We start from the raw sequence: 11,443 nt of genomic DNA, 5'->3' as shown, positions 1-11,443 counted from the left end.
GAGCTCCGTCAATACCCTTCCGGAATGCGCCCGTGCAGGCAGGTGATCGTGTGCGGCCGTCCGGGGCCCGAGCCGAGGGCCAGCTCGGGCGCCGAGGAGCTGCCGCGCGCGAGGCCCTCACCGGGGTCCCACCCGGGTCGTGCCCCGGCGTCGAGGCTGTGCAGCCCGCTCTGCCAGAAACCGATCACGTGCGTGTGGCCGGCGGTGCGCGCGCCGAGAAAATCGCTCCACGCGCTCGCGAAGCGCTGCCCGGCCACGGCCCCGTAGGTCTCGCAGGTGCGCCACCACCAGAGCCCGCGCCCGTCGAGGACAAACCTCGACCGCATCGCCTCGAGGAGGGGCCAGAGCTCGTGCCGCGCCACGAGCGCGCTCGCATCCAGCCGCTCTCCGCCGACGAGCGCGCCCCCCCATTTGCCGTGCCCCCAGAACTGCACCTCGGCGATCCGGCGCCCGGGAGCGACGCTGCCGAGCCAGGCGAGCGCCTCGGCCCAACCGGTCGCCCCGAACGCCGCGTCCAGGCGACCGAGCCCCCGATAGAGCCGCGAGCCCGCAGCCCAGCTGTGCGAGAGGCCCGGCAGAAGCGGTCGCCCGCGACAGGTCCTGTCGAAGACGAGGACCCTCAGTCCTCGTTCCGGCTCGCCGCTCCTCGGTGGATCGATTCGCATCGCGACTCCCTCGACCGTCGGAGCGAGAAGTCTACCGCCCCGGACGGGGGCTGACAGAATCGATCGCCCCGGCCGCGCTCCCGTCCGCGGTTGACGGGCCCCGCCTCCTGCTGCTAATTCGCCGTCATGCGCGCGGCGGCCTTTTACGACCTCGACGGGACCCTCATCCGGACCAACCTGGTCCACTCGCTCGGCTACTTCGCACGCAACCAGCAGGGGCTCCTCCCGAGTCTGGCCAAGACGGCGCGCACCGTGGTGAGCGTGCCGCTCTTTCTCGCCGCCGACTTCTACAGCCGCAAGGTCTTCAACACGATCTTCTTCAAGCACTACGAGGGCGAGTCCGAAGACCGCCTGCGCTACCTGGCGGACGAGCTCTTCGACGAGGTGCTGAGGCCCTCGATCTATCCGGGCACCCCGGCGCTCATCGAGAGCTCGAAGCGCCGCGGCCTGCGGCAGGTGCTCGTCACCGGGGCGCTCGACTTCGCCATCCGGCCCCTGCTCAAGCACCTCGGCTTCGACGACTACGTCGCAAACCGCCTCGAGTTCGTGGGGGGCCTCGCCACGGGGCGCCTGCTGCCCCCCGTGATGGCCAGCGCCACCAAGGCCTCCTGGATGCGGGTCTACGCCGAGAAGGAGGGGCTCTCGCTCTCCGACTCGTACGCCTACTCGGACAGCATGAGCGACCTCCCGATGCTGTCGGTGGTCGGCCACCCGACGGCCGTGAACCCCGACTTCCGGCTGCGCGCCACGGCGCAGCGCCACGACTGGCCGATCGTGGACCTGCGCTGAGCGCGTTGATGCGACGGTTAGGGCCCTTGGACGTTCCCATCCGACGCGCGATCCTGCTGGCGCTCGCGCTCTGGACCGTCGCCTGCCCCGGGACGAGCGGGTATCTCCCGCCCGACCGCGGAGGCAGCGACTGGGGTCCGCACTTCGGGGACGCCAGCGGGCTCGCCGATGCGACGGACGATCTCGCGCGGGGCGACGGCAGTGCCTCCGACGGACGGCGCGCGGATGGTCCTCGTGCCGACGGCCCGGCGAGCGACGGCCGCCCCGTGGACGCGGGGGACGGACCTCGCCCGAGCGGCGACCTTCGCGCCCCGGACGGCCCCTCCCCCGTCGGAGACAAGGGCCCGCCGAAAACCGACGCCGACCCCTGCGCGAGCCTGACCTGCGGGGCCCACGCGGCCTGCACGCTCGGCGCCTGCGGCTGCCTTTCCGGCTACGGCAACTGCGACGGCAACTTCGCGACGAACGGCTGCGAGGTGCAGCTCGGTTCGAACGCGCACTGCGCCCGCTGCGGCGACACCTGCACGGGAGGCGCGACCTGCCAGAGCGGGGGCTGCCGCTGCTCGGGCAGCCAGAAGCTCTGCGGCGCGACCTGCACGACCCTCGGCACCGACGAGAACTGCGGCGACTGCGGGGACCGGTGCACCGGGTCGAAGCGCTGCCAGAACGGCCAGTGCAAGACGATCTGCGCGCCCGACCAGTGCTGGACCGGCGCGGACTGCCACCTCGGAGCCACGGACGCCCACTGCGGCAAGAACGGCGATACCTGCGCGACCTGCGGCACGGCCTTCGACGGCTGCCAGTGCTACGCCGGCTGGGTCTGCGGCGCGAACCGCAACTGCTGCTACAACGCGGGGCTCGGCCGCTTCTGCTAGCCACGGTCACCTGGGCCGCGATCCATCCCGTCAGGGGGCGTCGCGCCCGCCGGACGCCTCGCAGGCGACGCGCAGACGACGCGCAGGTTGACGGCCGCGCCCCGAGGCTGCTAATGCCTGCGGGCCCACGTCACCCGTCGAGGTCTGCCCGATGCCCATGAGAGCCCTGCCCCGCCGCAAGCTGGACGAGCAGGTGGTCTACATCGATAAGGATTCCGCCCCACGCATCGTCTACTACGGGGAGGACTTCTGGCTCGAGGACTTCCCCGTCGGGACGCGCGTCATCTACCCCAAGCCGCCGATCCAGGGCCTGCCGAACGCGGGGGCCGCAATCCGCCACGCGCTCAACCACCCCGAACAGATGGACCCCCTCTTCGCCCAGCTCGAGCCGGGGATGAAGGTGACCATCGCCATGGACGACATCAGCCTCCCGCTGCCGCCCATGGCCACCCCCGACCTGCGCCAGACCATGCTCGAGATCGTGCTCGAGCTGCTCGCGAACTACGGCGTGGACGACGTGCACCTGATCGTCGCCACCTCGCTGCACCGCCGCATGACCGACGCCGAGCTGAAGCGCATGGTGGGGGCCAAGATCTTCGACGCCTATCACCCGGACCGGCTCTACAACCACGACGCGGAGGACCCCGACGGGATGGTCTTCCTCGGCAAGACGGACCACGACGAGCCGGTCTGGCTGAACCGCCGGGCCGTGGAATCGGACCTGACGATCTACCTGAATCTGAACCTCGTGCCGATGGACGGCGGGCACAAGTCCGTGGGCGTGGGGCTCTGCAACTACGAGACGGTGCGGGCCCACCACGAGCCCCACACGATTCGCGCGAGCGACGGCTACATGGATCCGGCCCGCTCGATGCTGGCCAAGAAGTGCAACCGCATCGGTCGCCTCGTCGACCAGCACCTGAAGGTCTTCCATATCGAGACGGCCCTGAACAACCGCATGTACAAGGGCCAGATGGACTTCCTGATGAAGCAGGAGGACGACTTCACCGAGCTCGACCGGCTGAAGTTCGAGGGCCTCAAGTGGACGCTGTCGAAGCTACCGCGCGCGGCGAAGCGCAAGCTGATGCACTCGGTCCCCGCGAGCTACGAGCTCATCGCCTGCCACGCCGGCGCGACGGAGCCCGTGCACGAGAAGATCCTGGCCCGCTGCTTCGATCAATACGCGGTGAAGGTGCGCGGGCAGTGCGACATCCTCGTCTCGGGGATCCCGTACATCTCGCCCTACAACGTGAACTCGATCCTGAACCCGATCCTGGTGCAGGTGATGGGGCTCGGCTACTTCCACAACATGTACCGGGGCAAGCCCTTGCTCAAGAAGGGGGGGGTCCTCGTCCTCGCGCACCCCTGCTACGACGAGTTCGACCACGACCACCACCCGAGCTACATCGAGTTCTTCAACCGGCTGCTCCCCGAGACGCGCGACGCGGTGACGCTGCGCGAGAAGTACGAGCTCGAGTTCGCCCACAACCCGAGCTACGTCCAGATGTACCGGCGCGGCAACGCCTACCACGGCGCGCACCCCTTCTTCATGTGGTACTGGGGCGAGAACGGGCGCCAGCACGTGGGGAAGGTGATCGTGGCCGGGGCGATCAACGCCCACGTGCCGGAGATCCTCGGCTGGGAGCGCGCGGACACGATGGCCGAGGCCCTGGCGATGGCCAAGGGCTACGTGGGCGCGAGCCCCGAGATCTCGGTCTTGCACCACCCGCCGATCCTGATCGCCGACGTCGAGTAGGCCGCGGCGACGCGCACGGACGGGCGGGACGCGCGCGCTACTTGTTGATGAAGCTCGTCGGCTGGGCGTCGAACTTGGTCTTGCAGGGCGGACAGCAGAAGGCGTAGTGCTTGCCCCCGTGCTCCGAGCGCGGGGAGTCCGCCGCGACCGTGAAGGTCTCCCCCGACACGGGGCACTTGGCCTTGGTGCCGGCCGGAGGCGCGCTGTCGAAGGCCGCCGCGGGCGCCGCTCCTTCGCCCCCCACGGGCTGAGCCGGCGCCGCCGCCGGAGGCGCCCCCGTGGTCGGGGCACCGCCCTGAGGGTTACCGCTCTTGCACCCCGCCGCCACCGCGAGCATCACTCCACCGACGAGAAAGAAGGTACGCATCATCCACTCCTTGAAATAGTCCGATGGTTGACGCCTGGGTATCGCATGCCGACAAGGAGCGTGCAAGGCGCCGCACCGCGCCCATGAACGCGCGCCGCGACGGGCGTTGATGCTGCCCGCCACGGTGTGTAGAGTGAGGCCATGAAGGCTTCGATGCGTTGGATGGGGATGGGGATGGTCCTGGTGGTGGCCAGCCTGTCGTCGGTGGCTCGCGCCGCGGGCGACGAGGATCTGGCGAAGAAGTACTTCACGCTCGGCGAAGAGCTCTACAACCGGGCCGACTACGAGGGGGCGCTCAAGCAGTTTCAGCAGGCCTACGGCTATTCGAAGAAGCCGGCGCTGCTCTACAACATGGCGCGCTGCTACGAGTCGCTCGGACGCGAGGACGAGGCGATCAAGAACTTCGAGGCCTACGTGGCCTCGAAGCCCGGCGAGGAGGTGGAGCGCCAGGTCCGCTCGCGGGTCGAGAACCTGCGCCGCACCTGGGAGAAGAAGAAGGCCGAGCGGGACCGCGTGGCGGCCGACCGTGCGCGCCTCGAGGAGGAGCGACGCCAGCTCGAGGCCTCGCGACGACAGACCCGGGTGACGGAGGCGCCGGCTCCGCGGCGCGGAGCCCTCGGGATCGCCGGGTGGACGACCCTCGGCGCGGGGGGCGTGCTGCTCGTCGTAGGCGCCATCATGGGCGGTCTGGCCAAGGCCAACGCCAGCGCGCTCGAGGAGGACAACCTCGCCGGCCGGGAGTTCTCCGAGGTGGCGGGCAAGGAGTCGCGCGGCAAGACCTTTCAGAAGGTGGCCTTCGTGGGCCTCGGCGTCGGTGCGGTCGCCGCGGTGACCGGCGGCGTCCTGCTCGTGCTGCACTATCGTCGTCCTCGCACCGAGAGCCGCGTCTCCATCGCACCGCTCTTCGGTCCCCACGGGGCGGGCCTCCACGCCGCCTTCCGGTTCTGAGGTGACGCCATGACCCTACGCACGCGCCGCCTCAGAGGCATCCTCCTCGCCGCGCTCGCAGTCACCTCCGCCGCGGGCTGCTTCAACCCGGACTACGGCGACGGCGGGTTCACCTGTAACGAGGGGAAGTGCCCCGAGGGGCTGGTCTGCCGGGCGGAGGGCCTGAAGCACGTCTGCCGGCCGTCGGGCTTCGTCCCCTCGGCGCAGCCGCAGGTCTCGGCCACGGCAAACCCCACCACCCTGCGAGGCGGCGACAAAGTGCGCCTGACGATCACCGTCACCAACTTCGCGCTGGTCGACCCCGAAAAGAACACCGAGGTCAAGACGGGAGAGGGGCACTACCACGTCTTCCTCGACGACCGGAGGGGGGCCTACCTCGCGCTCGGCTTCAAGGGAGAGATCGAGGTGGACATCCCGCGGACCACCCAGCAGGGCAAGCACGACCTGATCGTCGCGCTCGTGCAGAGCAACCACACCCTGCACCCGTCCGGGGCCCACGCGGTCGTCCCGATCACGGTCCGGCCCTGACCCACGCGCGGCGCGCGCGCGTCCGTCTTGGTTGACGCCCTTGGTTGACGCCCCCCGCGGCTTCCTGTTAATGCCCTGTCACGTCCCGAGGATACGCGTGCATGGCGACCCTTTCCCCAACCGAGATCTATAACGGCCGCAGGGTCTTTCTCCTCGGCGGCACCGGGTTCCTGGGGAAGGTGACCCTGGCCATGCTGCTCCACCGCTTTCCCGGGGTGGGCCGCGTCTACACCATGTGCCGGGCCGGCAGCGGCACCGACAGCGAGGCCCGCTTCTGGGCCGACGTGGTGGGCTCCCCCGTCTTCGACGTGCTCCGCGAACGCTACGGCGGCGCGCTCGAGGGCTTCCTGCGCGACAAGGTGCGCGTGGTCGGCGGCGACGTCACGCTCGACAACCTGGGCTACACCGACGAGCAGGCGCAGGCCATCGCCGACGACGTGGACGTGATCCTGAACAGCTCCGGCAAGGTGACCTTCAACCCGGCGCTCGACCAGTCGCTGCGCACGAACGTCCACGGCACGAAGAACCTGCTCGCCTTCGCGAAGCGCATGAAGCGCCCTGCGCTGGTGCACGTTAGCACCTGCTTCGTCGCGGGGAACCGCTCGGGGGAGGTCTGGGAGGACGAGGAGGTCTTAGGCTACTTCCCGCGCCAGAAGGAGCTCGAGGGGGCACGCTTCTCCGTCGAGCAGGAGCTGGCCGATTGCGCCCGCCTCTCCGAGCGCGTGCGCGAGGAGGCCGACGACGCGGTCCAGGCGGCGCAGTTCCTGGTGGCCGCGCGCCTCCGCCTCCGCGAGGAAGGGCGCGACCCGGACAACGAGCGCTACGTGAAGCTGGCGCAGGCCCGCGAGCGCAAGAACTGGATCCGCGACCGGCTGACCCAGCTCGGCGTGGAGCGCGCCCAGCGCTGGGGCTGGCCCAACATCTATTGCTACACCAAGGCCATGGGGGACCAGCTCGTGGTGGCCGAGACGGGGATCGTGCGCTCCATCGTGCGCCCGGCCATCGTGGAGAGCGCCGTCCACTTCCCGCTCGCCGGCTGGAACGAGGGCTTCACCACCACGGCCCCGCTCATCTTCCTCGCGCTCAAGGGGCAGAACCTCTTCCCCTCGTCGGACAAGCTGATCCTGGACCTCATCCCGGTGGACTACGTGGCCTCGACGCTGCTCCTCGTCGGCGCGCAGGCCTGCGTCGAGCAGCCGAAGCTCGTCCACCAGCTCTGCTCGGGGGACGACAACCCCATCCGCATGCGGCGGGTCGTCACCCTCCTCGGGCTGCACAAGCGCCAGCGCTACCAGGAGAAGGAGTCGGGCAATCGGGTCGTGAACGAGCTGATGGCCCGCATGGAGGCCCAGCCCGTCTCGCTCGAGCGCTTCGACCGCACCTCGCTGCCGATGTTCAACCGGCTGGCGAAGAAGGCCGGCGAGACGCTCGACCGCCTGCGTCCCCGCTGGGGGGGCGGTCATGTGGTCGACCTCGTGGACCGGCTGAAGGAGAAGGTGGACCGCGCCGAAGAGGTCACGCGGAGCATGCAGGACGCCTTCGACATGTACCGCCCCTTCACCGTCGAGAACCACTACATCTTCCGGGCGGACAACGTGCGGGCGCTGCACGGCCGCGTCCCCGCCGAGGAGCGCGCGCTCCTGCCGTGGGGGGTGCACGAGCTCGACTGGTACGCCTACTGGATGGAGGTCCATTTCCCGGGGCTGCACAAGTGGGTCTTCCCCGAGCTCGAGAAGGACTTCGCCGCCAAGCCGAAGTCGACCTACACGTACAATCATCTGCTCGAGCTCTTCGAGACCTCGACCAAGCTGCACCGCCACCGGGTGGCCCTCCGGATGCTGCGCGACGGCCACCGGGACCAGTACACCTACGAGGAGCTCCACGAGCTGGCGACGCGCGTGGCGGGTTTTCTCGCCGAGGGGGGCGTGGCCCCGAGCGACCGCGTGCTCCTGCTCAGCGAGAACCGGCCCGAGTGGGCCATGGCCTACTTCGGGGTGATCAAGGCCGGCGCGACCTGCGTGCCCATCGACAAGGAGTCCACGCGCGACGAGATCGTCAACCTCACCCGCTCGGCCGCCGCCCGCGGGATCTTGATCAGCGACGCGCTCCTCGAGAAGCACGCCGGGCTGGAAGCGGCGCTCCGCGGCGCGGGGTTGGAGAGCCAGCTCTGGACCTTCAGCCAGGCCTTCGCGCTCCCGCTCCTCGAGGAGGAGACCGCGCGCAAGAGCCGCCTCCCCGACCGCGTGGCGAGCGACGCCGTGGCCTCGCTGATCTTCACCTCGGGGACCTCGGGTCACCCGAAGGGGGTGATGCTGACGCACAAGAACTTCACCTACATGGTGTCGGAGCTCTCGTCGGTCTTCGACTTCACGCCGAACGACGGCTCGCTGAGCGTCCTCCCCCTGCACCACACCTTCGAGTTCTCCGCCGGCCTGCTGATGCCGCTCGCCAGCGGCGCGGCGATCACCTACCTGCCGGAGCTCACGGGCGAGGCGATCACGAGCGCGCTCAAGGAGGGGCACACCACGGCCATCGTGGGGGTCCCGGCCCTCTGGGAGCTCCTGCAGCGCCGCATCCGCAACCGACTCGGAGAGCGGTCGGTGGTGCTCGAGCAGGCCGCCGAGCTGGTGATGCGCGCCAACAGCTGGCTCTGGGACAAGAGCGGGCTCAACCTCGGGCGCATCGTCTTCTACCCGATCCACCGCCTTTTCGGCGGTCGCATCCGGTACCTCATCAGCGGCGGCTCGGCCCTCGCCGACGACGTGAAGCGCGCCTTCCACGGCCTCGGGCTCCAGCTCCTCGAGGGCTACGGTCTGACGGAGGCCTCACCGGTGCTGACGGTGGCACGCCCGAGCCACAGGCTCATCGCGGGCTCCGTCGGTCAGCCGCTCCCGCACGTGGAGGTCCGGATCCTCGAGCCGGACGAGCGCGGGGTGGGCGAGGTCGTGGCCCGAGGGCACAACGTGATGGCCGGGTACTTCCAGAACCAGGAGGCCACGCGCGCCACGATCCGCGAGGGGTGGCTCCACACGGGCGACCTCGGGCACCTCGACGAGGAGAAGAACCTCTACATCGTCGGCCGCAGCAAGGAAGTGATCGTCGATTCGAACGGCAAGAACGTCTACCCCGACGAGCTCGAGGAGCTCTACGCCTCGCCGTGGGTGAAGGAGCTGAGCGTGGTCGGGCTCCCCGACGGGACCGCCGAGCGCGTGGCGGCGCTGGTGGTGCCGGACTACGAGCACGACGGAGCGCTGGAGAAGGAAGAGGTGCGCGAGCGGGTGCGCGAGCACGTGCGCTCCGTCTCGGCGGGCCTCCCCTTCTTCAAGCGCATCAAGGTGGTGCAGCTCAGCGACCGGGAGCTGCCGCGCACGGCCACGAAGAAGGTCAAGCGGCGGGAGGTCGTAGCCGAGCTCCAGCGGCTGCACAAACACGGCGAGACGGATGGGGCCCGCGAGGGGGGCGGCGAGGCGGAGCACGACTGGCTGCTCGACATCGTGGCCCAGGTCTCGGGGAGGCCACGCGGCCGGATCGCGTTGCCGACGCGGCTCGACGAGCTCGGCTTCGACAGCCTGATGTACACGGAGCTCGGCGTGGCGCTCGAGGCCGCGGGGGCCACCGTGCGCGGCGTGGACGACCTGACCGGGATCGCCACGGTGCGCGAGCTCGCCGGCGTAGCGCAGCGCACGCGCCCGAGCCGCGCGCCGGTCGACGAGACGGAGGCCAGCGTGGCGGTCGAGCGCGACGAGCTCCAGATCCCCGAGGTCGTGGCGAGCGTCGGCCGGAAGGTCCTCGGCGCCGGCCAGCGCTGGCTCTACGAGCGACTCCTCGAGACCTCCTTCGACGGTCAGGCGCACATCCCGGCCCACTGCAACTTCATCCTCGCACCGAACCACTGCTCGCACCTGGACATCGGGCTGGCCAAGTTCGCCATCGGCGAGGCCGGCGACAGCCTCTGCGCGCTGGCCGCCTCGGACTACTTCTTCGACCAGCGCTACAAGCGGGCCTACTTCGAGAACTTCACCAACCTCGTGCCGATGGATCGCTCGGGGTCGCTGCGCAAGTCCCTCAAGCGCGCGCTCCAGCTGGTGGAGCACGGCTACAACCTGCTCATCTTCCCCGAGGGGACGCGCTCTCCGACGGGCGAGCTCGGCGAGTTCAAGGCCAGCCTCGGCTACCTCGCGCTCCACGGCAAGGTCGGCATCCTGCCGATGCACATCTGGGGGACCTTCGACGTCTTCCCGAAGGGGGCTGTCTGGTTGAAGGGCCGCAAGGTGGGGGCCACGATCGCCCAGTTCATGCCCCACGAGGGACTAGAAGAGCTCGTCTCCGGGCTGCCCAAGAGCGAAGGCTACCGGCTGGTGGCGGCCGCCACGCAGCGCCTGGTGGAGCGCGCCCGGGACGGCCGGAACGCGACCTTCGTCCCCTCCGCGCTGCGCGCCCTCTGGGATGGTGAACGGCTCGGCCCCGACGGAGGCCTCGCATGACGCGCACCCTCGTGACCGGCGGAACCGGCTTTCTGGGACGACACCTCGTCGAGCACCTGCTCGCCCGAGGAGAGAGCACGTTGCGCGTTCTCACCACCGGGCCGGCGCCGCGCTGGCTGGAGGCGCTCGGCGCGGAGGTGGTGCAGGGCTCGATCACCGAGCCCGAGGTCGCCACGCGCGCGGTCGCGGGGGTCGAGACGATCTACCACCTGGCGGGGCGGGTCTCGCGCAGCCCCGACGACGCGCGGCTGATGCACGCCATCCACGTGGACGGGACGCGCCACCTCTGCGAGGCCGCGAAAGCGGCGCGGGTGCGGCGCATCGTGCTCGTCTCGACCAGCGGCACGCTCGCCGTGACCGAGACGGGGCTGCGGATCCCCGACGAGAGCCACGCCGCGCCGCTCGAGCTGATCGGACGCTGGCCCTACTACGCCAGCAAGTACTATCAGGAGGAGACCGCAGCGCGCGCGTGCGAGGGGGGGCCGGAGCTCGTGACCGTGAACCCGAGTCTGCTCCTCGGCCCGGGCGACGACCGGCTGAGCTCCACGCAGGACGTCCTGCGTTTCCTGAAGGAGGAGATCCCCGTCGTCCCCTCCGGAGGGATGAACTTCGTGGACGCGCGAGACGTGGCCCCGGCGCTCGTGGCGGCCATGGAGCGCGGGCGCCCCGGCGAGAAGTACCTGCTCGGCGGACCGAACTGGACCTGCGCGGAGTTCTTCGGACGCCTCGCGCGCATTACCAAGGTCCCCGGGCCGCGGTTGAAGCTCCCCGACCGGCTGACGCTCCTCGGGGCGCGCGTGATGGACAGCCTCTACCGGCATTTCGACCGCGTCCCTCCAGTGGATTACACGAGCGTCGAGATGGCGACCTACTTCTGGTACCTGGACGATGGCCGCGCGCGCCGCGAGCTCAGCTTCACCACGCGGGACCCGGGGGAGACGCTGCTCGACACCGTGAGCTACCTGCGGCGACACCTCCTCGAGAGCGACGCCTTCTCCGATCCGCCCGCCGAGCTTCCGGCCTGACCCGCG

At 70.1% G+C, this 11,443-nt stretch carries 9 protein-coding genes; 7 read left to right on the top strand and 2 right to left on the bottom strand.

Translation table 11 applies throughout. From position 1 onward, the window contains the following. Window positions 1–8: 8 nt before the first annotated feature. Window positions 9–665 carry a hypothetical protein gene (locus IT371_08915; protein MCC6747764.1) on the bottom strand — a complete coding sequence of 219 codons (657 nt, stop codon included), beginning with the start codon at window positions 663–665 and terminating at the stop codon, window positions 9–11. 126 nt (window positions 666–791) lie between these two features. On the opposite strand from IT371_08915, the gene IT371_08910 reads away from it, so the two are divergent. The 3 genes from IT371_08910 (at window position 792) to IT371_08900 (ending at window position 4,085) form a co-directional block, all read left to right on the top strand. After that, a complete protein-coding gene (locus IT371_08910; protein MCC6747763.1) occupies window positions 792–1,454 on the top strand; it encodes an HAD family phosphatase in 663 nt (220 codons plus the stop codon). A 26-nt stretch (window positions 1,455–1,480) separates the two neighbouring features. Then, a complete protein-coding gene (locus IT371_08905; protein ID MCC6747762.1) occupies window positions 1,481–2,329 on the top strand; it encodes a hypothetical protein in 849 nt (282 codons plus the stop codon). Between the two features lie 151 nt (window positions 2,330–2,480). Further along, window positions 2,481–4,085 (top strand): DUF2088 domain-containing protein, encoded by a 1,605-nt coding sequence (locus IT371_08900; protein MCC6747761.1) that lies wholly within the window; start codon window positions 2,481–2,483, stop codon window positions 4,083–4,085. Between the two features lie 37 nt (window positions 4,086–4,122). On the opposite strand, the gene IT371_08895 is transcribed toward IT371_08900, so the two are convergent. Continuing rightward, complete coding sequence (locus tag IT371_08895; protein ID MCC6747760.1) at window positions 4,123–4,455, bottom strand: YHS domain-containing protein; 333 nt, start codon at window positions 4,453–4,455, stop codon at window positions 4,123–4,125. Between the two features lie 138 nt (window positions 4,456–4,593). On the opposite strand from IT371_08895, the gene IT371_08890 reads away from it, so the two are divergent. From IT371_08890 to IT371_08875, 4 genes are all read left to right on the top strand, one after another. Beyond that, on the top strand, window positions 4,594–5,400 hold the full coding sequence (locus IT371_08890) for a tetratricopeptide repeat protein (protein ID MCC6747759.1): 807 nt from the start codon (window positions 4,594–4,596) through the stop codon (window positions 5,398–5,400). A 9-nt stretch (window positions 5,401–5,409) separates the two neighbouring features. Beyond that, window positions 5,410–5,928: a hypothetical protein gene (locus tag IT371_08885; GenBank protein ID MCC6747758.1), complete on the top strand. Its 519-nt coding sequence runs from the start codon at window positions 5,410–5,412 to the stop codon at window positions 5,926–5,928. Window positions 5,929–6,029: 101 nt separating this feature from the next. Further along, on the top strand, window positions 6,030–10,412 hold the full coding sequence (locus tag IT371_08880) for an AMP-binding protein (protein MCC6747757.1): 4,383 nt from the start codon (window positions 6,030–6,032) through the stop codon (window positions 10,410–10,412). Beyond that, window positions 10,409–11,437 carry an NAD-dependent epimerase/dehydratase family protein gene (locus IT371_08875; protein MCC6747756.1) on the top strand — a complete coding sequence of 343 codons (1,029 nt, stop codon included), beginning with the start codon at window positions 10,409–10,411 and terminating at the stop codon, window positions 11,435–11,437. Before IT371_08880 ends, IT371_08875 begins: the two co-directional genes overlap by 4 nt. Window positions 11,438–11,443: the final 6 nt, after the last annotated feature.

The sequence above is a fragment of the Deltaproteobacteria bacterium genome (assembly GCA_020848905.1).
In the GTDB taxonomy this organism is placed as follows: Bacteria; Myxococcota_A; Polyangia.
Note: the sequence above shows the minus strand (reverse complement) of the source record. Positions and strands in the feature narration are given on the sequence as shown.